Here is a 24885-nt window from a genome sequence, read left to right as displayed (position 1 = left end):
TGGCTATGAGTATAAAGCTTGGTTTTTAATTCGTTGTACTCTCTTATAAGGTCGTATTTTTGAAGATAGTTATTATTGGGGCTTACCCAAACTCCATTATTGGATTTCGAGGGCCTTTAATCAGTGCTTTTATTAAGTCGGGGCATGAGGTGACTGTGATGACGGCAGACGCTTCAGTCGATGTTGTTAGGGAAGTCATAGCGCTAGGGGCTACATTTCGACCTTATCTTGTTGAGCGCAACGGCTTAAATCCAATTGCCGATATTAGAACGCTATTTGAGATAAAAAAGGCCTTACAAATTCTAAAGCCTGATCACGTACTTGCCTATACGATTAAACCGATTATTTGGGGCGGTATTGCGGCTCGTTTGATTGGTTTCAAAAATTTTCATGCCATGATCACCGGACTCGGATACGCGTTTGAGAAAGGTTCTTTCACGCGTAATTCGGTAAACTTTATTGTTAAGCACTTATATAAATATTCGCTGGCTAACGCAAAAAGTGTCATCTTTCAAAATCAAGACAATCGACAATTATTCATAGCGTTAGGCTTGGCTGAGTCTAAGAAATGTTACCGAGTTTTTGGTTCTGGGGTTGATGTTTCAGAGTACCAACAACAAGCTTTACCTCGTCAAGACACTACCTTTCTCCTCATTGCCCGGTTATTAGGCGATAAAGGTATAAGAGAGTTTGCTGACGCCGCTAAAATAGTGAAACAACGTTACCCAGATACTAAGTTTCAGCTTTTGGGCCCCTATGATAGCTCGCCAGATAAAATCAGTGTTACGGAGGTTACACAATGGCAAGCACAAGGGCATATAGAATACCTAGGTGAAACAGTTAACGTTAAACCTTTTATTGAGGCCTGTCATATTTATACACTACCATCTTATCATGAAGGTTTACCTAGAACGGTATTGGAAGCCATGAGCATAGGGCGTCCGATACTCACTACCGATGCTGCAGGTTGCAGAGATACGGTAATTAATGGCGTAAATGGTTGGCTAGTGCCGCCACGTAATGTAGATGAATTAGCGAGTCGTATGATTTGGTTTATTGAACATCCAAAGCAATGGCAAAGCATGGCTGATTACAGTCGTAAAATGGTGCTAGATAAGTTTAATGTCGTGCAGGTTAACGAAGCTATTAGCTCTATTATGACGCGTTAGTCTTGACTGACAAAAGCCGGTGATATTGATGAGTGGGTTATATATCAATTAGGAATGATAAATAATGCAAATGATATTGATTCCTATTTAGTTTCGTGATTAAATGCGGGCAATTAAAATTATTGTTTCTTTTATAGGCTTAGGCATGCGAACTTCTTCTCTTTTTCAACCCGCTTTGATCGCTTTATCTGTTGTTAGTGTTTTGTTAAATACTGCTGTTGCAGATGATGACATGGAACATTTAGCTATTTTCGGTAATGCTCAGTCGGTTAATGATGTACCAGGCAGTGCTCACATGATTTCTCAGGCAGAATTAGAGAAATTCGATTTTACCGATATTATGCGTACCTTAACATCGGTTCCTGGCGTTTATGTTTTAGAAGAAGATGGCTACGGCTTGCGCCCTAACATTGGTATGCGTGGAACTGGCCAGAACCGAAGTGAAAAAGTCACCATTATGGAAGATGGCGTTTTAGCTGCGCCAGCACCATATTCAGCTCCTTCTGCTTATTACTTCCCAACCGCGGGTCGTATGCAACAAATTGAAGTACTAAAAGGTACATCAAGTGCCATGTATGGACCTCGCACAACAGGCGGCGTGGTTAACATGGTATCTCGCGGTATTCCGAATGAGGCGCTTGCAGGGCAAGTCAATTTAAGTGCCGGTGAAGACGGCTTTGCTAAAGCTCATGCTTATGTGGGTGGTGCAGGAAAAAATGTATCGTCAGTCGTCGAAGTATTTCGCTACCAAGCTGATGGTTTTAAAAATGTTAATCATACCGGTGATGACACGGGCTTCGTAAAAAATGACATTATGGCAAAAGTGTTGATCAACAGTGATGTCGACGCAAAGTATTATCAGGAGTTAGAGTTTAAATTAAAGTATTCAGATGAAAACTCAGATGAAACTTATATGGGCTTAACTGAAAGTGATTTTAACGCTAACCCATATACGCGTTACTCTGCATCACAGCTTGATAACATGGATACGAGTCATAAACAGTTTCAAGTGAATCATCACATTAAATTGTCAGAACGTTTCATTTTAGGTACGTCAGCTTACTATAATGAGTTCAGTCGCAATTGGTATAAAACGAATAAAGTGAATGGTAATAGCCTAAGTAGTGGCGGTATTGATGACGCTGCGGCTTTTGATAACGGTTCATTTGCGAGTAATGATATCAGTGTTGAAGTGAAAGCTAACAGTCGAGTTTACGAATCACAAGGTATACAAACCGTTTTAGATGCAGACTTTGGCGCCCATCAAGTTAAATTTGGTGCACGTTACCATGAAGATAATATGGATCGTTTCCAATGGGTTGATACGTACAGCTTAGATAATACGGCTTATGAAATGACCCTGACTGAAGCAGGCATTCAAGGTACTGATTCTAATCGTATAGATTCAGCAAAGGCTATAGCTTTATTTGTACATGATGAATTCACCATAGGTGACTTTATTATTAATGCTGGCTTGCGCTTTGAAGATATGACCATATCGCGTAAAGATTGGGCAAAAGGCGTTATTGATAGAAATGAGCCGTTAACAAAAGATGTTAGCAACGATGTGCAGGTTTTATTACCTTCACTTGCGGTTACTTACCGTGTGAACAAAGATTTAGTGGTTATTGGTGGAGTACAAAAAGGCTTCGCGCCGCCAGCACCAGGTAATGATAAGTCAGAAAACGAAGAAAGCATTAACTACGAACTAGGTTTACGCTTTAATAAAGATGCATTAAGCGCGGAAGTTTTATATTTCTATTCTGATTACGAAAATATGCATGGTAACTGTACGGCTAGCCAAGGTTGTGATGAAGAACTTATCGGCAACCAATATAATGCTGGTGCAGTCAACGTTTCGGGTTTAGAAGTTAAAACTGGTTACGAATTTACCGCAGGTGCAATAAAAATTCCTGTCGATTTAACTTATACATTTACCGAAACCGAGTTTCAAAATGCGTTTGACTCAGGTTTAGACACATGGGGTAATGTTGCTGTTGGTGACGAACTACCTTATGTACCTGAAAACCAATTACAATTTAGTGTCGGCTTATTAGGTGAAAATTGGCGTAGTGATATTCTAGTACGTTACATGGATAAAATGCGTACGACAGCAGGTCAAGGTAGTGTTGTTGCGAGTGAAGCCATTGACAGTCGCACTGTGGTTGACTTAGCTGCGCATTACAATATTGCAGATAATCAAGAAATTACATTTAATGTAGATAACTTACTTGATAAAGAATACATGGCAACACGTGCACATGGTTCAATTATGGCAGGTAAGCCTCGCAGTGTAACTTTAGGCTATAAATATAGTTTTTAAGTTATCGTATTATTGTTAAGTTATGTATTAACGATTTAAAAAGCGAGCTATAAGCTCGCTTTTTGCTTTTACTGAATAAATTAACGGTGAAGGTATGGCTATTATAAGTTAATAGGATAGCTTGGCCTTATTAAAGCCTGCTGCTTAATAGCGTTTGAATTTCTTTTTCGTAAGCCAATTGCTTCTCTTGATTAAAACCAACATGGCCACTGACAATTTGGCCTTGTCGATTAATGATGAAGCTGCTTGGCATACCTTTTAGTTTATACTTTCTAGCAATTAAGCCTTTAGGATCATAAATAACCGGAAAATTGGCTGGTATTGTCATTAAAAATTCGTCAGCTAACTCACGACTATGATCCAGATTAATGCTTATGATGGTTAAGCCTTGTGCTTGATACTGCGCTTTTAGGTTATTCATCCAAGGAAATGATTTACGACATGGAATGCACCAAGAAGCCCAAAAATCTACGTAAACAACATTGCCTATTTCATTTTTTAAATGCTGGTCTAATAACTCAATTGTATTCGAATCAGTATTTACGTTAACATTATTAGTAGCGGATAACTGACTAGAAAATGTCATGATTGTTAAAAGAAAAAAGTATATTTTAAAGTTTTGTATCACGATATAGACAACATTATTTAGACCTTATTTATCGTCATTTAACCACGTTAGTCAGCAATAGCAAAATTTGGACGCTTTTTAAGCTTTACCACAATGACTCAATATTGAGTTTTTAACTTTGGGTGATTAAATATAAGCTTGGTAAAGTCGAGTTCAGTCACATGTTAAGGGTACCGTATGACCATCAAATTTTTTAACCCAAAAAATAGCTATGATTATTTTTTATTGTCGAGTGTATTCACTTTGTTTCTGAGTACACCATTGCACGCTACGCAGAGCCATTCACTGGATATGAATCAATGGCTAAAAGCACGATTTGGTGCCCAGCATGAGGCGCTTATCCCCATTGTTGCGGTTGCAGATATGCTTTACAGCTGCCAACAGCAAAAGCAAATAGATGAAAATTTAACCATTAAAGCCATGATCACCCAGTTAGATAAAAATAAGTTGGCTGAAAAGCTAATATCTTGCTTAGGTGATGAGTCACCTAAATCTGATACGGCATTAAATTATGGCTTGAAGGGCTGCTTTCATGAGCAACTTTTACACTTATCTGTAGAAGAAAAGCAGCAAAAAATGGGTTTAGTGACTGAAAGTATCGCTGGGCTTTCAAGAAGTGAACGCCAAAAAAGCTTTACTCAGTGTGTTACCGATCAAGCTATTCATTATTTGAAATAGTTTTTAGCTTTAAAGTTTAAAGTTTAGGTGTTTTTTTGTCGTCTACAAATGCACTAGGCAGAATTTCGACCCCGACCCAGCGACCGATTTTTATCATTAAAGGGATAGTAATTGGGGCAAAAGGCAGAATAGCGAAAATACCAATGCCGAGGCCTTTTAAAATATCAACAAACTGTTGGTTGGCAATACGCATTTCCTCAGGACTTGCATCTCGCTTGGTGTAGCGTTTGTAAATACTTAGCATTGCTCTGGTTTCGAGCTTTTCTTGAGCTAAGGCAATTTTCACTTTAATCATGCTACGCTTAATGCGGATGATATTACGCCTTTTACTGATACGTAAAACACGCAAGGGTACTTTGTGAAAGTGCTGCCAAATTCTCATGCGCGTATTCTCCCACAATATTTAGCCAAAGTAAGTAATTCAATTAGCTGAACGAACGTGTAACATAATTTGTAACAAATGCTATCAAGCTGACGTAGAACAGTTTTATATATTTGCAGTAATATGACTTATAGTTAAGCCAAGTTTAAAAATAAAAAGTGGAACGAATAGTATGGGACATGAAACACCGAAAGTTTTGGTAGTAGACGATGATATGCGTTTACGCGCCTTATTGGAGCGGTATCTAGTCGAGCAAGGATTTGTGGTTCGCAGTGCGGCAAATTCTGAGCAAATGGATAGATTGCTTGAGCGCGAAAACTTTCACCTGTTAGTGCTCGACTTAATGTTACCTGGAGAAGATGGCTTATCTATTTGTCGCCGCTTACGCCAAAACTCGAATGACATTCCAATTGTGATGTTAACGGCGAAAGGCGATGAAGTAGACCGTATCATCGGTTTAGAGCTTGGCGCTGATGACTACATGCCAAAACCTTTTAATCCTCGTGAATTATTAGCACGTATTAAAGCCGTGCTACGTCGACGTGTGCAAGAAGCGCCCGGTGCACCATCACAAGAAGAAAATATAATTTCTTTTGGTGAATATCAGTTGAACCTTGCCACGCGTGAAATGGTGAAAGGCGATATTAATATGCCATTGACGAGCGGTGAGTTTGCGGTGTTAAAGGCCTTGATTACGCATCCTCGTGAGCCATTATCGCGAGATAAGTTAATGAATTTAGCGCGCGGCAGAGATTACTCTGCCTTAGAGCGAAGTATTGATGTTCAAGTGTCACGCTTGCGTCGTATGCTAGAAGAAGACCCTGCAAAACCTCGTTATATTCAAACCGTTTGGGGTTTAGGATATGTGTTTGTACCTGAAGGAAAGTCTGTAGCATAATTTTATTGATACCACTTATATTCATAAGGTTGCTCTACTTTACACGCAGTATTTGGCTGGATTAACCCGTAAAGTTGGGCAAATTATTCGTGCTAATGGTATAAAATGCACAGAAAATAATTCTAACGTAGTAGAAGTCTATGAAAATATTGCCGCGCAGTGCCTTTGGTCAAACGGTACTCTTAATTGGTGTATTGCTGTTAATAAACCAAGTGGTGTCATTTATATCGATGTCGATATATATAATTCAACCCAATGCCCAGCAAGTGAACCAACTGCTGGCAAAGCAGGTCCGAGTTGTTTTTATAGATATTGACGATGAAGCGATAAGCCCTGCAATGGGGGAAGCATTTCAGCGAGAAACCGGCATTGGCGTTTATCGTGAAGCTGCCGCAATGAAATTGGGTTTACAAGATGCGGTGTATTATGCCTTTCGCTCTGATGAAATGTCTAATCTATTAGGTGGCCCCGCGGAAGTTAGGATCTCTCAAGGTGAAGAGTATTTATTTTGGATACGCCCACCGCAAGCACCTGATTACTGGGTTAAAATCCCTATTAATGGTTTAGAAGAAGAAAACTTTTCACCTTTGATTTTCGTGTTAATAATTTTAGGTATTTTAAGTGTGATGGGGGCTGGATCTTTGTTCGACAACTTAATCGTCCACTCAGTGCTTTACAGCATGCTGCCCTTGATGTTGGCCGTGGTGACTTTCCTGAGCCATTAACGGAGCGAGGTACCACTGAAATAGTTGCAGTAACCCGGGCTTTTAATCGCATGTCGAAAGGCATTAAGCAGCTTGAAGATGACAGAAATTTATTGATGGCAGGGATATCGCATGACCTACGTACACCCTTAACTCGCATTCGATTAGCAACTGAAATGATTTCCCAACAAGATGAATTTCTAAAAGAGGGCATTGAAGGCGATATTGAAGATATGAATACCATTATTGATCAGTTCATTGATTATATTCGCCACGACAGTAAAGACAAAGCGGAGTTAGATGATATTAATATTTTGATAGACGAGGTGGTGCAGTCTGAAAGTATTTTAGAGCGAGAGATTATATTTAATGCGGAACCTTTACCCAAAGTTCCATTGCGTTACGTTGCAATGAAGCGTGCTCTGGCCAATTTAATCCAAAATGCTTTACGTTATTCTGATGGTAAAGTTACGGTGACTACGTCATTTGACAAACGTAAGCAGGAAGTTTGCTTTTGTGTTTGTGATGAAGGGCCCGGTATTCCTGAAGTTGATATCGAACGTTTATTTCAACCTTTTACACAAGGAGATATCGCAAGAGGCACAGAAGGGAGTGGTTTAGGCTTAGCCATTATTAAACGTATTGTTGATACCCACAGCGGTCGAGTAGAATTGTCTAATAGAATTGAAGGTGGGCTGCAGGCTAAAGTGTGTTTACCTATAAGCCATGGTTAGTCATACCATTAATTTAACCAACTTAACCAACTTAACCAAATTAACCAATTAAGTGATCTACTTTTTCTTTTTAACCATTAAAAATGAGCAGCTAATATTCAACTTGGTATAACTTGTACTGATAGTAAAAGGTTTAGAAGTGAGTGGTTCTTAAAGCAATAGCGCATTAAAAAGCCGTCATAAATATGACGGCTTTTTAATTTTTTACTTTAGTGCAGTAATATTTTGATTATAGCTTTGGACCAGCTGCGACTAATGACTTGCCGTTATCCGTATCAGTAAACTTATTAAAGTTATTCACAAAGCGAGTGGCCAAGCCCTCTGCTTTTTCTTGCCATTGTGATGCTTCAGCATAAGTATTACGTGGGTCTAAAATACTATCGTCAACACCGTTGATACTGGTTGGAATATCTAAATTGAATAATGGCAATACTTGAGTTTGGGTATCATCAATTGATCCATCTAAAATAGCATCAATAATCGCGCGCGTATCTTTAATTGAAATACGTTTGCCTGTGCCATTCCAACCGGTATTAACCAAGTAAGCTTCGGCGCCAACAGCTTGCATACGCTTGCGAAGTACTTCAGCGTATTGTGTTGGGTGTAAGCTTAAAAATGCTGCACCAAAACAACTTGAGAATGCCGGCGTTGGTTCTGTGATGCCACGTTCAGTACCAGCAAGTTTCGCTGTGAAACCAGACAAAAAGTAATACTCTGTTTGTGCAGGTGTTAATTTTGCAACAGGCGGTAATACACCAAAAGCATCAGCGGTTAAGAAAATAACTTTTTTTGCATGGCCAGCACGAGATATAGGTTTAACAATATTATCTATGTGATGAATAGGGTACGAAACACGAGTGTTTTCAGTTTTTGAATTATCGTCAAAATCAATCTTACCTTTCGCGTCAACGGTTACATTTTCTAGTAAGGCGTCACGTCGAATAGCGTTGTAGATATCAGGTTCACTTTCTTTGCTTAAGTTGATGGTTTTTGCGTAACAACCGCCTTCAAAGTTAAATACACCGTTTTCATCCCAGCCATGTTCATCATCACCGATAAGTTGGCGTTTAGGATCGGTTGATAAAGTTGTTTTACCCGTACCTGATAGACCAAAGAAAACGGCTGTATCGCCATCTTCACCAACGTTGGCACTACAATGCATTGAGGCTATGCCTTTTAGCGGCAGTAAGTAGTTCATCATTGAGAACATACCTTTTTTCATTTCGCCGCCGTACCAAGTACCACCAATTAGCTGAATACGTTCAGTTAAGTTAAAGGCAACGAAATTTTCAGAATTTAGGCCTTGTTCCTGCCAATTCGGATTAGTTGTTTTTGCGCCATTCATTACGATGAAATCAGGTTCGTAAGTTTCCAGCTCGGCATCGGTAGGACGGATAAACATGTTTTTAACAAAATGAGCTTGCCAAGCGACTTCTGTAATAAAGCGTACTTTTAAACGTGTAGCCTCATCAGCGCCACAGTAAGTATCAACAACAAATAAACGCTTGCCAGACAACTGCTCAGTAACCAAACCTTTAAGGCTAGTCCATGTCTCTTGTGTCATTGGCTTGTTGTCATTTTTACCTTGATCTGACCACCAAACCGTATCACGAGTTGTATCATCACGAACAATATACTTATCTTTCGGTGAGCGACCTGTAAAAATTCCGGTGTCTACTGAAACAGCGCCGAGTTCGGTGACAATGCCTTTATCAAAACCTGTGAGGTCGGATCTTGTTTCCTCAGCAAAGAGTAACTCATAAGAAGGATTGTAAACTATCTCAGCAACATTACTGATGCCGTATGAAGATAAATCGATTGAGTTTTCTAAAGCTGCCATTGCGAATTCGCTCCTAAAGGTATGACTATTTTTTGTATGATTAGTTTCGGTTTTCCGAGTTTGGACAGCAATTTTAGGTGATCGATGAGCAAAACGAAAGTTTTTTTTCTTTCGTTGTGAAAGTTTTCATAGTTACTTTCAGTATTTTCACGCTTGAGATTATTAAGCGCTGTATTAATAACCATGCTACTAAAGAGGGTATGTTCTGTGTTATGTAATTATAACTAACAATAACAGGTGGTTACTGTTCTGCTTGAGTTGACTGGATGGTCAAGAAAATGAGTTTGTTATTACTTTGTAAAGTTGAAAAAAAATTTAAAAAATGTCGTTATAAATTGCGAATGAACACAAAATTGTCATTCGCATACTTACCTAACGAAACTTTTAATAGCGATTGTTAAACTTTTAGCGAGGATATATGTGATTGTAAAAACCTGTGCGAAAGTTAAAAAAATACGCTTTAATCGAATATTCCATCTTCAGTACTTATATCTGAATCACTACCATCAAGAATCTCACTGCTAATATCTTGGCTTATATATTCAGTCGGTGCTGTTCCTAATTCGAAATACTCAAATCGGCTTGAGCGATCTGTTTTAGTCGTCAATTTTCCTGATAACTTATCTATTCGAACAGACATAAGCGCTTCAGGTTGTTCAAAGTGTTCAACCGGCAGATCTGCAAGTGCTTCTCTCATAAAACTGATCCAAGCGGGTTGTGCGGATTTAGCACCAAATTCTTTACCTGTGGTTTGATCTTTACCCAGGTTACTGTTGTAGCTTGTTTGGCCTAGGTTACGACTGGGATTGTCAAAACCAATCCAAGATGTTGTGACTATCCGACGACTATAGCCGGAAAACCATGCATCTTTTGCCTGGTTTGTAGTGCCTGTTTTACCAGCGATATCTTTACGCTTAAGTACACGTGCACGAAAACCAGTGCCCTGCCAAAAAGGTTTTATATTCCAGTCGGCACCCCATATTGCAGAGTTAAGTGCTTCGGTCATTAAGAAGGCATTTTGAGCACTAATAACACGCGGGGCTTTAATGATTGGTATTGGTGCTAGTGCCTCATGCTCAGAAGTTACCAACTCAACGCTGTCACTGCTGACATTGTTTGCTTTTGGTAATGTTTCAATAGTCTCGTCACAACGGTCACATGCAATGGCTGGATTCGCCTGAAATAATACCTGGCCAAATGAGTCTTCGATACGCTCAATTAAGTAAGGCTTTATTAAAAAACCACCATTGGCAAATGTCGCGAAGCCAGTCGCAACTTCCATTGGTGTTAAAGAGGCAGAACCAAGTGCTAAGGACTCGTTACGCGGTAAATCCTCGGGATTAAAACCAAAAAGGGCTAAATAAGGAATAACTTTATCTAAGCCGACCTCCCTAAGTAAACGAACAGCAATTACGTTTTTTGACTGCGCCAATGCTAAACGAAATCGGATTTCGCCGCTATAAACCGGTGGCGAATTTTTAGGACGCCAAACCACACCAGAGCTTCTATCCCATTGGTTAATAGGGGCGTCATTGACGATAGAGGCCAAAGTATAACCGCTGTCTAGCGCTGCAGAATAGATAAAAGGTTTAATGTTAGAGCCTACTTGACGTTTTGCTTGAGTAACACGGTTAAATTGGCTTTGCTGAAAACTGAAACCACCTACAGCCGCTTTGATAGCGCCATTATCTGGTGCTAGGGAGACCAATGCCGCGCTGACTTCTGGTAATTGACTTAGCCGATAACCAACCTCCGCTGGAGCAACCATAACAATATCGCCAAGTGCCAAAATATCACTCGTAAGCGTTGGAGGTGTCGCTTGTTTATCATCATTAATAAACGCGCGTGCCCAAGCTAATCCTTGCCAATTGATATCGACCTCTGAACCATCTTGTAGTGTCACTTTCGCAGCACGTTCAAATATAGCAGTAACAACCGCAGGTTCAATTGAGTGATAACTTGAGAGCGGAGCTAATGCGGCTATTATCTCTTCCTTAGTTATTGGTGCAATCGTAATTTGGTTCGAATCACTTGTACTAATCGTTTTTGCTTGGTCATCAAGGGGGCGTAGTGTACTAATAGGTCCGCGATAGCCATGGCGTTGATCGTAAGAAAATATATTATTAACTACCGCTTGTTGAGCAGCATATTGCAGCGTTGAGGTTACGGTGGTAAATACTTTGTAACCACCGGTATATGCAGCCTCTTTGCCAAAGCGGTCAACCATCTCTTGATGGGCCATTTCCGCAATATAAGGCGCGCTTAACTCAATTTCAGCACCGTGTTTAATCGCTGTAATAGGCTCTTTATTTGCGGCTGACATCTCTTCAGCCGTGATATAATCAGAGATATACATGCGCTGTAAGACCACAGATCTTCGCTGTAATGCTCGATCAGGACGGCTAATAGGGTTCATGGTTGAAGGTGCCTTAGGTAAGCCAGCCAATACGGCAATTTGAGCTAAGGTCAGTTCTTTAACGTCTTTACCATAATAAACCTGAGCTGCAGCTCCAAATCCGAAAGAGCGATGCCCTAAGGAAATTTTATTCATGTAAAGCGCGAGTATTTCATCTTTTGTTAACAGGCTTTCAATATGAAAAGAAATAAAGATTTCACGAATCTTACGGACATAAGTCTGTTCACGAGATAGAAAAAAGTTTCGTGCAACTTGCATAGTGATGGTACTTGCACCACCTTTATTTTGCCCGGTTAATTGGCCCATAATGGCGCGAGCCATACCAATAGGGTCAACACCAAAATGTAAATAAAAACGGTCGTCTTCTGTCGCTAATATCGCATTAATTAATTGCTGCGGCATTTCATCTAACGTTAACGGAATACGTTTTTTTTCACCAAATTGGGAAATGAGTTTACCGTCAGCACTAAAAATTTGCATGGGTGTTTGCCATTGTAGATCTTTCAATGATTCAACACTGGGTAAATTAGCGCGCATAGATAGGTAGATCCCAGCAAGAGCCAAAAATCCGATAAATATCAACACAGCACCCGTTTTTAACAGGTTTTTTATAGAAAACACAAAAAAATGCTCGATAAAAGTTATAAAATTGACGTAATAGTACTAGTATATCCTGTAAAAGCATGTAATAAATGTATTTATACGAACTTTATACCTAATATTATTATAATAAAATGTTCTAGTAGGATTCTATGTTAAGTAGTTTATGGAAAAAAAAGACCTCCTTAATGGTTGGAATTGACATCGGTTCTCACTCTATTAAGGCCGTTTTACTGAACCAAAACGAAAACGGATATGTTCTTGAAACTGTCGCTATTGAACCGATGCCAAGAGGTGCGATTGTCGATAGAGAAATTCAGGACATAGATGCCGTTGGTAAAGTGGTTGCCAAAATTCGCAAAAAAATCTCCTCGTCTGTCAGTCACGCTGCATCGGCTGTATCAGGGCAAACGGTGATCACAAAAATAATTTACATGGATGTTGCGTTAACCGAACAAGAATTGGCCAGCCAGATAGAAATTGAAGCCGATAGTTTAATTCCTTACCCACTTGATGAAGTCAGTCTAGATTTTGAATCACTCGATATTAATGAATCGGATCCAAGTAAAATCAATGTTTTACTTAGTGCAGCACGCACAGAATCTGTTGAAGCTAGAGTTGCTGCATTAGAAGCGGGTGGTTTTGAAACTAAAGTGATTGATGTCGAATCTTACGCTATTAGTCGTGCGTATGACTTAACATTAAACCAGTTACCAGATGACGCCGCGGGTAAAGTGATAGCTACCGTAGACTTAGGCGCGACAATGACATTATTTTCGGTTACAGAAGCCGGTAAGCATATTTACAGTCGCGACCAACTCTTCGGTGGTGAACAATATACTCGCTCCATTGTTTCTTATTATAATAAATCGTTTGAAGAAGCAGAAGTAGCGAAGTTAAGCGATGATCTACCCCCCAATTACACCTTCGAAGTTTTAGCACCATTTCACACGATACTTGTGCAGCAAATTCGTCGAGCCATACAAATGTTTCTGACGACTAGCGGTAAAGAAAAAATTGATTATCTGGTTATTTCAGGTGGTAGTGCTTCAGTGGAAGGCGTTGAACAACTCCTCACCGAAGAATTGGGTATTCATACCGTCATAGCAAACCCTTTCGCAGGTATGGAAATTTCTAGCAATATTAATCAAGAAGAGTTAGCCAGCACAGCGCCACGCTTTATGGTGGCCGCCGGTTTAGCATTAAGGAGTTTTACCCCATGGCATATATAAATCTATTACCATGGCGTGAAGAAGCTGAAAAAGCCAAGCAACGAGAATATTTTACGGTATTAACCATAGTAGCATTAGTTGCTTTTATTATTGTATTTTCAGTGAATCAGTTTTACCAAGTGCGAATTGATGGCCAAAATAGCCGTAATCAGTTTTTAAAAAATGAAATTCAAATACTTGATTTACGCATTTCGAAGATAAAGTCGTTAAACGAAAAGAAAAAAGAACTTGAAAAACGCACCAGTGTTGTCGAACAACTGCAACGAAGTCGCAATGTAGCCACACAAGTTTTAGACGAAATAGCAAAAATAGTACCAAATGGTATCTATCTTACGCGCTTAGAAAAACAAGATAATAGCTTAAATATTATCGGTAAAAGTGAATCGAATAACCATCTGGCTAATATGATCAGAGAGATAGAAAGTTCTGATTTGTTCGAAGATGCGATACTTGAATCGATAACTTCTAATGATGCAAAAAGTAAATTATTAAGTGACTTTAAAATGCGTGTTCGAATTAAAGGTTTAATCAACTTAAACGAACCGACAACGCAAGGAGCGCCATAATGAATTTTGACTTATCGGAATTTATGGAGCAATTTGATGGCTTAGAGCTTGATAATATTGGACAATGGCCTAAGGCCGCTAAAATTGTTTTATCAATATTTTTGGTTATATTGGTATTAGGTCTGGGTTATGCGTTAATGGTCAGTGACCAAATTAAGCAGCTTGAACGCGTAACAGCAGAGGAAACTACCTTAAAGCAACAATACCAAGCTAAGTATCATATAGCGGCTAATTTAGAGCTATTTGAAGCGCAAATGATTGAAGCTGAAGCTATGTTTGCAAATCAGTTGAAAAGTTTACCTGAAAGCCATGAAACTCCTGGCTTGCTAGATGACATTACTTTTGTCGGTACAACCACCGGGCTTGATTTTGTTAAATTAAATTGGCAGCCAGAAATAGAGCAAGAAATTTATATCGAGTTACCTATCGATATTGAAGTGCTTGGTTCTTATCATGAATTTGGACAATTCGTTAGTCGAATTGCTGGTTTACCACGCATAGTTACCCTGCATAATTTTGACATTAATTTGCAAAAGCAAGCCTCGGGCGACTTAAAGTTGAAGCTGCAAGCTAAAACATATCGTTATCGGGAGGCAGCTGAATAATGAAAAAGTTAATCTTATTAAGTGCTGTATTGTTAACGGGTTGCTTTAGTGACACTGATGACTTGAAGCAACATATTGTGGATGTACAATCAGGTACTTCTAGCACGATAGACCCGATGCCTGAAGTGAGAGTGTTTGATCATTTTGATTATTCGGCTGATGTACTACGAAGCCCGTTTGATGTGCCTAAGCCTGAAGCTATTCAAGAGAAAATTCAACAAATGTCAGGCTGTTTAAGCCCCGACCCGCGTCGAAGAAAACAGCCTTTAGAAAAGTTTTCACTGAGCGATTTAGTCATGCGTGGCACATTAGGTGAATTAGGCGTTACATGGGCACTGGTTGAGGCGTCTGACAATACCTTACACAGAGTTGCCGTTGGAAGCTATGTTGGTTTATATCACGGTAAAATTACCACAGTAAGCCAAGATAATGTAAAAGTATTAGAGTTAATCCCAGATGGCGCTGGGTGCTGGGTGGAACGTGAAACTGTCGTTACCATGACGGAGACAAGTGCAGAGGGGCAAAGGAAGTAATGTTGCTATTTAATAAAATGAAAAACGATAATCTTATGACACATTGCAAAAAAATGAAGTTAATTACAGCCGCCTATTTATGCGTGTTATCCACTTTCTCGTGGGCGAACGAATTAACAGGGATTACCTACAACACCATTCAAAATAATGAAATTGAATTGGTATTTGAGCTATCAGATAACATAGTTGCGCCACCTGAAGTGACAACATCTATGACACCAGCTCAAGTTAGAATTACTTTTGATGCTGAGCAATTTAATCCGGATGTCGCTAAGACACTGATTGAGCACGCCGGTGTAAAAGATATCACGGTGCAAAAAATAGCAGGCAAAGTTGTTGCTAATGTTAATTTGCAGCACTTATCTATTTTTGATGTTATTCAAAAAGATAATACATTTTCTTTAACGTTAAATACCGGACAAGTAAATAAAACGGTAACGCAGTTAATTCCGTTGGGGCATGGCTTTATTAATCAGATAGATAATATTGATTTTAAACGCGGTCAACAGAACGAAGCACAACTTTTAGTTAAGCTTATTGACAGTAAAGTAGCGGTCGATGTCAGTGATAAACTAGGTAAGCTTTATATCGAATTTCACAATACTGAGATTTTAGAAGATTACATTTATAAATTAGATGTTACAGATTTTGGTACGCTTGTTACCGGTATTGAAACGTTTAAAGAAGGACAGAACGCGCGTTTAGTGGTTGATATTGATGGACCGTTTGAATACAAACATCAACAGTTTAATGATGTCTTTTCATTAACAGTTGAGGCTAAAGTGCAACAGGACGGATACCTCGGTGAAGAAGAAACTTTTAGTGGTAGAGCAATATCATTAAACTTCCAAGATATTTCTGTTCGTACTGTTTTGCAAATTGTTGCTGATTATAATGGTTTTAACTTAGTGACCAGTGATACCGTAGCAGGCAATATCACCTTAAGATTAGATGGTGTTCCTTGGGATCAGGCCTTAGATATTATTCTAAAAGTTAAAGGTTTAGACAAGCGCATGGAAGGCAACATTCTTATGGTTGCCCCAAGTGACGAGCTAGCAGCTCGAGAGGCTAGAGACTTACAAGCGAAGCAGCAAGTAGAAGAACTGGCGCCACTATATTCAGAATATGTGCAAGTTAACTATGCAAAAGCGGCTGAATTTGCCGCATTAATTAAAAATGAAGACAACAGTATTTTATCACTACGTGGCAGTGTCAGTGTTGATGAAAGAACTAACACCTTGCTAATCAGAGATACAGCAACAAGTATCGAAGATATTAAACGTATGGTCTCGGTATTAGATATTCCGGTTCGCCAAGTTATTATCGAATCTCGTATGGTAACGGTAAAAGATAATATCAACGAAGAACTAGGTATTCGTTGGGGTGTAACAGACACAGGTTCAGATTCATCTACATCAGGCTCTTTGTCAGGTGCCGAAAGTGCCGGAAACGGAACAATCCCATCGTTAAGTGACCGATTGAATGTTAATTTACCGGTCGCAAGTCCTGCGGGTAGTATTGCGTTTCAAGTGGCTCGTTTAGCTGACGGTACTATTCTTGACCTTGAATTAAGTGCGATGGAAAAAGAAAATAAAGGCGAAATAATTGCCAGTCCACGTATTACTACTGCAAACCAAAAAGAAGCGTATATCGAGCAAGGTGTTGAAATTCCATACCAAGAAGCGGCTTCTAGTGGTGCTACATCTACACAATTTAAAAAGGCAGTATTGAGCTTAACAGTGACGCCTCATATAACCCCTGATGATAGAATTATATTAGACTTAGTGGTAACGCAAGATACAGTCTCAGATGTTTCAAATGGCACGGCACCAGCGATAGATACACAGAGAATAGGCACACAAGTTTTAGTTAATAATGGTGAAACCATCGTACTTGGTGGTATTTACCAACAACAAATTATTAGTTCAGTGTCAAAAGTGCCCGTTTTAGGTGATATTCCATATTTTGGCTGGATGTTTAGGAATAGTAGTAACTTCAATGAGAAAAAAGAACTGCTAATATTCGTTACACCACGCATAGTTACGGAAAGATTTTAAGTTAATTTGCATGTAAGGTGGTGTTTTCATCTTACATGCTTGCAATTTGTACCCAACAATTGCGATAATTGCGCCCTTGAAATTTTCGAGGGAGGTTCCCTCTTACCTGTTCACGTAATAAATAAACGAGTATTAATTAATCTAATGGCAGAAAAACGTAACATTTTCCTTGTAGGCCCAATGGGCGCAGGCAAAAGCACCATTGGTAGAGAATTAGCGGATAAGCTACATTTAGAGTTCTTTGATTCCGATCAAGAAATAGAACGTCGCACTGGTGCAGATATCGCTTGGGTTTTTGATCTTGAAGGCGAAGAAGGTTTTCGCTTAAGAGAAGAATCAGTAATTGAAGACTTAAGTGAAAAACAAGGGATTGTTTTGGCTACAGGCGGTGGTTCTGTAATTAGCGCTCAAGTACGTAATCGCTTATCAGCTCGCGGCATTGTGGTATATCTAGAAACAACAATTGATAAACAAGTGGCTCGCACGCAAAGAGACAGACGTCGTCCGCTACTGCAAACTGATGAAGAACCTAGAACTGTACTTGAAAACTTAGCAGTTGAACGTAATCCGTTATATGAAGAAATTGCCGATGTTATCGTGCAGACGGACGATCAAAGTGCGAAAGTTGTAGCAAGTAAAATAGTAGAACGTTTAGACTTTTAAACAAGATATCTATGACCACACTTCACGTTAAGCTTGGCACGCGCAGCTATCCAATCTATATAGACAGCGGACTATTATCAAATAGTGATCTGCTGTCTAGTCATATCCGCTCTAAGCGTGTGTGCATTGTTAGTAATAACATTGTTGCACCACTTTATCTTAAGCAAATGCAGCATAGCCTTAGGGATTTCGAGCTCGATGAAATCATTTTGCCTGATGGTGAAGCTGAAAAAAGCTTAGCAAATTTTGAACGGATAATGTCACACCTTCTCGCGGGTAATCATGGTAGAGATACGACCTTAATCGCATTAGGTGGTGGTGTTATTGGTGACATAACTGGCTTTGCTGCTGCGTGTTATCAGCGTGGTATTGATTTTATTCAAATACCTACCACAGTACTGTCGCAAGTTGACTCATCTGTAGGTGGTAAAACAGCTGTAAATCATCCATTAGGTAAAAACATGATAGGTGCGTTCTATCAACCTAAAGCCGTTTTTATCGATTTGGCTAGCCTAGCTACTTTACCCGTAAGAGAATTTAATGCCGGTATGGCTGAGGTTATTAAGTACGGTATCTTAGGTGATGGTGAGTTTTTTACTTGGCTTGAGAAGCATACTAATGCTATTAAAGCTGGTGAAACTGAGATCTTAATGCAAATGATCGAGCGCTGTTGCCAGTGCAAGGCCAATATTGTTGCTGAAGATGAAACAGAAGCCGGTGTTCGTGCTTTATTGAACTTAGGACATACTTTTGGTCATGCCATTGAAGCGGATCAAGGTTACGGTGTGTGGTTACATGGCGAAGCTGTTGCTACTGGCATGGTACTTGCTGCTAAGTTATCAGTAACAATGAATTTGCTTGAAGTGTCAGATCTTCGTCGTATTGAAACTTTACTGTCTGCATTTGATTTACCGTTAATTGCACCAGAGAATATGGGTTTTGATGAATTTATTTGCCATATGCGTCGCGATAAAAAGAATTTAGCCGGTAAACTTCGCTTTATTCTCCCGACGGCTATAGGTCAATCTGAAATTAACGACGACGTTAGTGTGGAGCTCCTTCAGCAAATTCTGTAATTATATTCAGAATAGGTGAAGCATGTCGGCGTTAAAAAATAATATTGGCATATCGAACGATAATACAAGTGTCACTAAAATTAGTGCTCAAGCACGCATAGACTATATTCTTCGCTTTTCAAAACAAGCCATTCTGGTTATTGATGAAAGCGTAGAGCAAAACGCTCCTATTTCTAGCCAATTTTTGGCAAGTTTACCCGAGCAGCACAATGCTGCTTATATTTCACTTTCTTCGCAGTTTAATAATATTCAAATTCGTTGCCGTATAATTGAACAATTATATACGGGTGAATTATTTGATCCTGAGATTTCTTTAGCGGTTAGTGTTATTAATTTAGCCAAAAAATCGCAGCAGAGTATTAGTATTATACTTAATAGTGCTCAACATTTATCATTACAGATTTTGCACGAACTATCACAATTAGCGGCCATTGCTAAAAAAGCTAATTTGGTGGTTAATATTGTGATGTTTGGATCAGCACAAGCTGGAAAAACTGTCGCGGTGAATAAAAGTCTATTTGATAACAAACTGACAATATTATCGGCACAGTCGGGACAATTACTGTCAACGTCATCAACTCTATTTAAAAATACCCAACCAAAATGGCATTTCTTAAAACAAAATAAATGGCTAATTAGCGCCTTATTATTTTTAGTTGGTCTTACGGTTTTAGTTATTAACTTATTACAGCTCGATAACTTCAATTTTGCTCAATCTATAGTCGCAAACAATAAAGAAGCCGTATCCTTAACAAAAGTGCTAGCGAAACCACAAACTATGGTGCTATCAAATAGCTCGGAAAATGCGGCAGACACAGCTAAGCCAGCAAGACAAGTCGCTAGTGCTGGTTTTGCAGCCATGCCTAATGATATTTACGCATCATTAATTACACCTATAGCCGAATTAACCAAGCAAGATGAAGCCTTGCCTGCATCGCCAAGCGACATCATGTCAGCCATATCAACAGAAACAGTAAACACTGTATCTGTAGAAAATATGATACTTAACCCGGTATTAAAAAAGGTTGAAGTTAAAGCAATAGAAAAGCCGATTAACACAACAGGTCTTTTACCCATAAATAATGATTACTACGCTAATAAAACAGGTTACGTAATTCAGTTAGCGGCATTTAGCGATTTGAAATTACCGAATGCCTATTTAAAAGCTTTAGTTACGATTGAGCATCATATCTACCAACGATTGTTAAATGATAAAGCACTGATGGTGATTACTAGTGCTACGTATGCTGATAAATCAGCCGCACAATCTGCCTTATCACAACTACCTGAATCGTTATCATCACGGCAACCATGGATTAAGCCCGTTAGGGTTATTAATAACGAAATCAATGCATTTATGCTCTCCCAATAAAGGCTGATTCAGGATACAATCCCCGCTTACTTTTCAGGTGTTAAGCATCTGATGTTAAATTTTAGAGTTTGTAGGTGCCATGAAGAAAAAACATCGAGCGTTTTTAAAATGGGCGGGTGGTAAATACGCGCTAACCGATGTCATAAATTCTATGTTGCCAACGGGTAACCGTCTAATTGAACCTTTTGTTGGTGCAGGGTCGGTATTTCTTAATAGCGATTATGACGAATACTTACTCAGTGACATTAATCAAGACCTCGTTAACCTTTATCGCATTGTTCAACGCACACCTGAGAAATTTATTGCTGATGCGCGACGTTTTTTTTCGCCTGAAAATAACCAAGCAGAAAAGTATTATCAATTACGTAAAGAATTTAATGAAAGCTCAGATCCTTATTTTAGATCTTTAGTTTTTCTCTATATGAACCGTCATGGTTACAATGGTCTTTGCCGATATAACAAGTCTGGTGGCTATAATGTGCCATTTGGAAAATATAAACGACCTTATTTCCCTGAAGCTGAACTTATCTACTTTGCTCAAAAAGCGGAAAAGGCGGTATTTATTTGTGATAGTTATCGACAGACCTTTGCGCATGCAAAGACTGGTGATGTCATTTATTGCGATCCTCCTTATGTGCCTTTAAGTAAAACAGCAAGTTTTACCAGCTATTCAGGTAATGGCTTTGGATTAGATGAACAAGCAGATTTGGCTAATGCAGCCGAGGAAGTAACAAAAAATCGTAAAATATCCGTGTTAATCAGTAACCACGATACTATCTGGACGCGAAAGATCTATGAACATGCTAAAAACCAACATTCAATAGAAGTGTCTCGAACGATTAGCCAAAAAGGTGATAAACGCAATAAAGTGTCAGAGCTTCTAGCACTTTATTAACTATAAAAGAGCGATTCACAAGCATGAGCTGATAAATTGGACCGTTATTCGTGTTTAACGTTAGCGGCATATAAAATGAAATTAGCTGGGTAAAACGAGACTAACGATAGCAATTAACGAGCCTATAAATAATACCACGGCAATTAAGCCGGCAATAATAAAGTGACTAAATTTTCCTTGGGTAAAATCGCGTTCTCTATTTTTATCACTTTGAACACCAAAAAAAGCAGCACCAACACTTTTTAGTGTTTCTTTAAAGTTGTTTGAAGCCATCATTATCCTTAATTGCCAGTTTGATAAATTATTATCGCATCAGAGTATAATCAGTATGTTCTAATGCGGAGTGGCGATCAAGTGTTGCTAATTTAATAACATTTTGTAAAATTACATTTAATTAGCTACATTTATATTGATATTTAAATTAATTTGCTTAATGTTGCTATTGTTCCGAATAATTAAATAACGTGATTTAACACTCAAGCAATGGCTAAAAAATTGCTCCCTTTTAGCATGATACCTATTGGTATTCTTTATATGAACGGAATTCATGTCGAAACATTTAACTGGTGATACAAATTTTACTGCTAAAGTAAAAGTTTTATTAAGTAAAATTTATGGGCGTAGTACTTTAAAAGACTCTGTATTAGAAAGAGCTATTACCTATTACGAGCTAGAACAATCCTCACACCAAAAACTCGAAAAACTTAATCAAGATATTGTAAGATTAGCTAAAATTAATGACGACCGAAGCAAAGCGAAACTTGATAATCTTGAATGTGAACAGCGTGATAGCTTGCAAGAGTTACGTTTAGAAAGCAATAGTCGCGCGCAACACTTACAGCTGATATGTCGTGATATTATCGAGCTTTGTGAAGGCGAAACCAGTGCAGAAACTAACAAAAAATCTGCGGAGCTATTGGGGACTATTCAGCTAATATCTCCAACAGAAGGGAGCAAAGTTGCCTTTGCAAATGAGCGCAATAAACCCTTATACAGAGGTGTGCTGGTATTAAGGTTACTCGATCAAATCTGTTTAAAAACTCTTTCATCAGGAGCGTATCTCGCTAAAGAGTTATCTAAAATTTCAGATTATAATTATAAAGAATTACGGACCGAGAACGAAGCGGCTTACCTTGAATTCGTCGATCATGTAAAAATTCCTATGCTGATGGCTGCTATTTTACAAGATATTGGTAATTACCATCCCGATGCACAGAAAATAATGCATGGCGTCGACGGTAAGAAAAGCATGTTTCGCGCTTTAACAGTAGAAGAGCGTAAAACTTTACTGCAGATAAATTATCGAGAAACTATTAAGTACCTGATTAATGGCATCGGTGTTGTAATATATGTTGGTAACTCTAAAGAAGAGAGAGACACATTTAATAAAGTCGAAACTAATAAACTTCGATTTGTAAAACAACTATTAAAGAGCAGTATTCAACCCAAGCTAGGTGTTGGTAATCTCTTAAAAATACCACAAATATATACTGCTATAGTTTTATCTACCAAAGATAACTATAACTACAAATTATTACCTAAAGTTTATCAAGCCCTATACCAGAACGCGGAACGCGGCAATTGTTGCCGAAGCGTTGTTGACAGCCTATATCAAATAACGGGTGATTTTCCGCAAGGATTTGGCGTTATTTACATCCCCAATGATAATGATCAAGACGCACGTTACGAATATGCGATTGTGACCCAACTATATCCTGATGTACCGAATGAACCCATTTGCCGGATAGCCACTAGGCAGTTAACATTTATTGGTCATGGTCATGATTTAGTTGTTAAAAAAACTAATAATCTTTATTTTGTAGAAACGGCGAGAGAGTTTTCTAGCATAAATAAGGAAAGGCTAAATGAAATTTTAGAGTTGTTATCATCAAATTACCTCGAACGAAAAGAGTTGGATTTATTGCCGCGTTGTTGGCAGCCAGAAGAATTCTTCACAAAAAAGGTGAACCAAAAGCTTTGGAATCGCATCCGCTAAACTTCATTAGCGACTAGTCAAATTTTAGTGAGACATAGGGCTGCATCAACGCAGCCCCTTTTTCGGCTGATCAAAAACAATAATGATGAATTAATTTAGTCAGCAATACCTCAGTTTTATTAATTTCACTATGGGCTAAATATTCATTAGGCTGATGCGCTTGATCAATCGAACCTGGCCCCAAAACGATCGTTTGGCAACCCAGTTGCTGAATAAAAGGCGCTTCTGTCGCGTAGTTTACTGCGCAGCAACTATGACCTGAAAGCTTTTCAGCGGTTAGAACTAAGTCACTGTCAACTGATTGCTGAAAGCTAGGAGAGCTTGGATCAAGTTCATTAATGGTTAGGCGCCCAGGATATTCTTCTGCGATGGGTTGCAATGCTTTTGATAACCAAGAAACTAACTCTTCGTCTTTCATGCCAGGTAAAGAACGCATATCAATATCTAGCTCACAATGACCACATATTCTATTGGCATTATCGCCACCATGAATTGCGCCTAAGTTCATTGTTGGCGTTTGAACATCAAAAGCTTCATTTTGATAACTAAGATTAAGCTTTTCTCTCAGTTTGAATAATTCGCTAATGACTTGGTACATGATCTCAATAGCATTGACGCCACTGGCAGGCTTACTTGAATGGCCAGCTTGACCCTTAATACTAATTTTATGCGACATATGGCCTTTATGCATAATCACGGGTACTAAGTTTGTCGGCTCACCTATAATAGCTACATCAGGCTTAATTACCCCGCTATTAGCAAAAAATCTCGCGCCTGCCATGGTGGTTTCTTCATCCGCAGTGGCTAAAATATATAGTGGTTTCTTTAATAATTTTAAATCTATTTGCTGACAAACTTGCAAGATAAAAGCAAAAAAGCCTTTCATGTCACAGCTACCAAGACCAAACAGCTTATTATCATTATCGGTAACTTTTAAAGGATCGGATAACCAGCGATTTTCATCAAATGGTACTGTGTCACTATGGCCTGCGAGTAATAGGCCACCGTCGCCAGTACCCAACTTAGCTAGCAGGTTAAATTTACCTTTAACCTTTGGAACTGCTTGGATAGTGATAGTAAAGCCAAGTGTTTCAAACCAAGTTGCTAGTAAGGTTATTACACTTTCGTTACTTTGATCCCAGCTAGCTTGTGATGAACTGATACTTGGTTGTGCGATTAGCTGAGTAATAGCTTGGGTAAAGTTGGGCAGTTTTTGATGTGTATTTTTCATTATATTTAACAACCTAAAATTAATTCATGGGTAGTTATGCTATTTAGTTGCATAACTAGTTATATGGTGATACTTTAACATTCACAATGTAAATAGCCTAATTTAATCACACTATGAAAATGTTTGTAATGAATTCAACTAACCGACGACGATAGAGTAAATATTAGGTATTAGTAGTCATAATTTTCTAGCAGGTGTTATGTTTTAATCGCTAGAAGGTCATTAGTCAAAGTTGAATAGAATTACAAAATTTGCGTGTTAATAACAATAGCCGTTGTAATTTCTAA

The 24885-nt window shown here is 38.7% G+C and carries 20 protein-coding genes and 1 pseudogene; 15 read left to right on the top strand and 6 right to left on the bottom strand.

The genetic code is table 11. The annotated features are described in order from the left end of the window. Nucleotides 1–59: 59 nt before the first annotated feature. Nucleotides 60–1169, top strand: a complete 1110-nt coding sequence (locus A3Q33_RS07435) for a glycosyltransferase family 4 protein (protein ID WP_081179395.1) — start codon at nucleotides 60–62, stop codon at nucleotides 1167–1169. 145 nt (nucleotides 1170–1314) lie between these two features. Beyond that, on the top strand, nucleotides 1315–3492 hold the full coding sequence (locus A3Q33_RS07430) for a TonB-dependent receptor family protein (RefSeq protein ID WP_081182389.1): 2178 nt from the start codon (nucleotides 1315–1317) through the stop codon (nucleotides 3490–3492). A 130-nt stretch (nucleotides 3493–3622) separates the two neighbouring features. Here A3Q33_RS07430 and A3Q33_RS07425 read toward each other — a convergent pair whose 3' ends face one another. Next, entirely contained in the window at nucleotides 3623–4078 is a 456-nt protein-coding gene (locus tag A3Q33_RS07425) for a TlpA disulfide reductase family protein (protein ID WP_081179394.1), read from the bottom strand. Nucleotides 4079–4297: 219 nt separating this feature from the next. Between A3Q33_RS07425 and A3Q33_RS07420 the strand changes: the two genes are divergently transcribed. Continuing rightward, nucleotides 4298–4798 carry a hypothetical protein gene (locus tag A3Q33_RS07420; RefSeq protein WP_081179393.1) on the top strand — a complete coding sequence of 167 codons (501 nt, stop codon included), beginning with the start codon at nucleotides 4298–4300 and terminating at the stop codon, nucleotides 4796–4798. Between the two features lie 16 nt (nucleotides 4799–4814). On the opposite strand, the gene A3Q33_RS07415 is transcribed toward A3Q33_RS07420, so the two are convergent. Further along, nucleotides 4815–5180: a hypothetical protein gene (locus tag A3Q33_RS07415; RefSeq protein ID WP_081179392.1), complete on the bottom strand. Its 366-nt coding sequence runs from the start codon at nucleotides 5178–5180 to the stop codon at nucleotides 4815–4817. A 172-nt stretch (nucleotides 5181–5352) separates the two neighbouring features. On the opposite strand from A3Q33_RS07415, the gene ompR reads away from it, so the two are divergent. Both ompR and envZ read left to right on the top strand, forming a co-directional pair. Then, a complete protein-coding gene (gene ompR / locus A3Q33_RS07410) occupies nucleotides 5353–6078 on the top strand; it encodes an osmolarity response regulator transcription factor OmpR (RefSeq protein WP_081150962.1) in 726 nt (241 codons plus the stop codon). A 140-nt stretch (nucleotides 6079–6218) separates the two neighbouring features. Further along, a pseudogene (envZ, locus tag A3Q33_RS07405) lies at nucleotides 6219–7516 on the top strand (two-component system sensor histidine kinase EnvZ). A gap of 229 nt (nucleotides 7517–7745) precedes the next feature. Here the strand turns inward: envZ and pckA are convergent. After that, complete coding sequence (gene pckA, locus A3Q33_RS07400; RefSeq protein ID WP_081179391.1) at nucleotides 7746–9356, bottom strand: phosphoenolpyruvate carboxykinase (ATP); 1611 nt, start codon at nucleotides 9354–9356, stop codon at nucleotides 7746–7748. A 460-nt stretch (nucleotides 9357–9816) separates the two neighbouring features. Continuing rightward, nucleotides 9817–12393 (bottom strand): penicillin-binding protein 1A, encoded by a 2577-nt coding sequence (locus tag A3Q33_RS07390; protein WP_155866726.1) that lies wholly within the window; start codon nucleotides 12391–12393, stop codon nucleotides 9817–9819. Nucleotides 12394–12524: 131 nt separating this feature from the next. Between A3Q33_RS07390 and A3Q33_RS07385 the strand changes: the two genes are divergently transcribed. From A3Q33_RS07385 to A3Q33_RS07345, 9 genes are all read left to right on the top strand, one after another. Next, on the top strand, nucleotides 12525–13604 hold the full coding sequence (locus A3Q33_RS07385) for a pilus assembly protein PilM (RefSeq protein ID WP_081179388.1): 1080 nt from the start codon (nucleotides 12525–12527) through the stop codon (nucleotides 13602–13604). Then, complete coding sequence (locus A3Q33_RS07380) at nucleotides 13592–14170, top strand: PilN domain-containing protein (RefSeq protein ID WP_081179387.1); 579 nt, start codon at nucleotides 13592–13594, stop codon at nucleotides 14168–14170. The genes A3Q33_RS07385 and A3Q33_RS07380 overlap by 13 nt, the downstream gene beginning before the upstream one ends. Further along, entirely contained in the window at nucleotides 14170–14775 is a 606-nt protein-coding gene (locus A3Q33_RS07375) for a type IV pilus inner membrane component PilO (RefSeq protein WP_081179386.1), read from the top strand. The genes A3Q33_RS07380 and A3Q33_RS07375 overlap by 1 nt, the downstream gene beginning before the upstream one ends. After that, nucleotides 14775–15308, top strand: coding sequence for a pilus assembly protein PilP (locus A3Q33_RS07370; protein ID WP_196798066.1), 534 nt, complete (start codon nucleotides 14775–14777; stop codon nucleotides 15306–15308). The genes A3Q33_RS07375 and A3Q33_RS07370 overlap by 1 nt, the downstream gene beginning before the upstream one ends. Nucleotides 15309–15361: 53 nt before the next feature. Continuing rightward, nucleotides 15362–17365, top strand: coding sequence for a type IV pilus secretin PilQ (locus tag A3Q33_RS07365; RefSeq protein ID WP_231295801.1), 2004 nt, complete (start codon nucleotides 15362–15364; stop codon nucleotides 17363–17365). 144 nt (nucleotides 17366–17509) lie between these two features. Continuing rightward, nucleotides 17510–18028: a shikimate kinase AroK gene (gene aroK, locus A3Q33_RS07360; RefSeq protein WP_081150979.1), complete on the top strand. Its 519-nt coding sequence runs from the start codon at nucleotides 17510–17512 to the stop codon at nucleotides 18026–18028. A gap of 11 nt (nucleotides 18029–18039) precedes the next feature. Continuing rightward, nucleotides 18040–19104, top strand: coding sequence for a 3-dehydroquinate synthase (gene aroB, locus A3Q33_RS07355; protein WP_081179384.1), 1065 nt, complete (start codon nucleotides 18040–18042; stop codon nucleotides 19102–19104). 22 nt (nucleotides 19105–19126) lie between these two features. Next, nucleotides 19127–20476: an SPOR domain-containing protein gene (locus A3Q33_RS07350; protein ID WP_081179383.1), complete on the top strand. Its 1350-nt coding sequence runs from the start codon at nucleotides 19127–19129 to the stop codon at nucleotides 20474–20476. A gap of 79 nt (nucleotides 20477–20555) precedes the next feature. Further along, complete coding sequence (locus A3Q33_RS07345) at nucleotides 20556–21371, top strand: Dam family site-specific DNA-(adenine-N6)-methyltransferase (protein ID WP_081179382.1); 816 nt, start codon at nucleotides 20556–20558, stop codon at nucleotides 21369–21371. An 81-nt stretch (nucleotides 21372–21452) separates the two neighbouring features. Here the strand turns inward: A3Q33_RS07345 and A3Q33_RS07340 are convergent, their stop codons facing one another. Then, nucleotides 21453–21644: a DUF2970 domain-containing protein gene (locus A3Q33_RS07340; protein WP_081179381.1), complete on the bottom strand. Its 192-nt coding sequence runs from the start codon at nucleotides 21642–21644 to the stop codon at nucleotides 21453–21455. 274 nt (nucleotides 21645–21918) lie between these two features. Here A3Q33_RS07340 and A3Q33_RS07335 point away from each other — a divergent pair, with 274 nt between their 5' ends. Then, nucleotides 21919–23367 carry a hypothetical protein gene (locus A3Q33_RS07335; protein WP_081179380.1) on the top strand — a complete coding sequence of 483 codons (1449 nt, stop codon included), beginning with the start codon at nucleotides 21919–21921 and terminating at the stop codon, nucleotides 23365–23367. Between the two features lie 70 nt (nucleotides 23368–23437). Here the strand turns inward: A3Q33_RS07335 and argE are convergent, their stop codons facing one another. Continuing rightward, a complete protein-coding gene (gene argE / locus A3Q33_RS07330) occupies nucleotides 23438–24598 on the bottom strand; it encodes an acetylornithine deacetylase (RefSeq protein ID WP_081179379.1) in 1161 nt (386 codons plus the stop codon). Between the last annotated feature and the right edge of the window lie 287 nt (nucleotides 24599–24885).

The organism is Colwellia sp. PAMC 21821 (assembly GCF_002077175.1).
Lineage (GTDB): Bacteria > Pseudomonadota > Gammaproteobacteria > Enterobacterales > Alteromonadaceae > Cognaticolwellia.
The sequence above is the reverse complement of the archived record's forward strand: the minus strand, read 5'-3'. Positions and strand labels throughout refer to the sequence as shown.

Coding starts and splice junctions, on each gene's coding strand:
- A3Q33_RS07430 (WP_081182389.1), top strand. CDS start 1,315: ATGCGAACTTCTTCTCTTTTTCAACCCGCTTTGATCGCTTTATCTGTT.
- A3Q33_RS07425 (WP_081179394.1), bottom strand. CDS start 4,078: ATGACATTTTCTAGTCAGTTATCCGCTACTAATAATGTTAACGTAAAT.
- A3Q33_RS07420 (WP_081179393.1), top strand. CDS start 4,298: ATGACCATCAAATTTTTTAACCCAAAAAATAGCTATGATTATTTTTTA.
- A3Q33_RS07415 (WP_081179392.1), bottom strand. CDS start 5,180: ATGAGAATTTGGCAGCACTTTCACAAAGTACCCTTGCGTGTTTTACGT.
- ompR (WP_081150962.1), top strand. CDS start 5,353: ATGGGACATGAAACACCGAAAGTTTTGGTAGTAGACGATGATATGCGT.
- pckA (WP_081179391.1), bottom strand. CDS start 9,356: ATGGCAGCTTTAGAAAACTCAATCGATTTATCTTCATACGGCATCAGT.
- A3Q33_RS07385 (WP_081179388.1), top strand. CDS start 12,525: ATGTTAAGTAGTTTATGGAAAAAAAAGACCTCCTTAATGGTTGGAATT.
- A3Q33_RS07380 (WP_081179387.1), top strand. CDS start 13,592: ATGGCATATATAAATCTATTACCATGGCGTGAAGAAGCTGAAAAAGCC.
- A3Q33_RS07375 (WP_081179386.1), top strand. CDS start 14,170: ATGAATTTTGACTTATCGGAATTTATGGAGCAATTTGATGGCTTAGAG.
- A3Q33_RS07370 (WP_196798066.1), top strand. CDS start 14,775: ATGAAAAAGTTAATCTTATTAAGTGCTGTATTGTTAACGGGTTGCTTT.
- A3Q33_RS07365 (WP_231295801.1), top strand. CDS start 15,362: ATGAAGTTAATTACAGCCGCCTATTTATGCGTGTTATCCACTTTCTCG.
- aroK (WP_081150979.1), top strand. CDS start 17,510: ATGGCAGAAAAACGTAACATTTTCCTTGTAGGCCCAATGGGCGCAGGC.
- aroB (WP_081179384.1), top strand. CDS start 18,040: ATGACCACACTTCACGTTAAGCTTGGCACGCGCAGCTATCCAATCTAT.
- A3Q33_RS07350 (WP_081179383.1), top strand. CDS start 19,127: ATGTCGGCGTTAAAAAATAATATTGGCATATCGAACGATAATACAAGT.
- A3Q33_RS07345 (WP_081179382.1), top strand. CDS start 20,556: ATGAAGAAAAAACATCGAGCGTTTTTAAAATGGGCGGGTGGTAAATAC.
- A3Q33_RS07340 (WP_081179381.1), bottom strand. CDS start 21,644: ATGGCTTCAAACAACTTTAAAGAAACACTAAAAAGTGTTGGTGCTGCT.
- A3Q33_RS07335 (WP_081179380.1), top strand. CDS start 21,919: ATGTCGAAACATTTAACTGGTGATACAAATTTTACTGCTAAAGTAAAA.
- argE (WP_081179379.1), bottom strand. CDS start 24,598: ATGAAAAATACACATCAAAAACTGCCCAACTTTACCCAAGCTATTACT.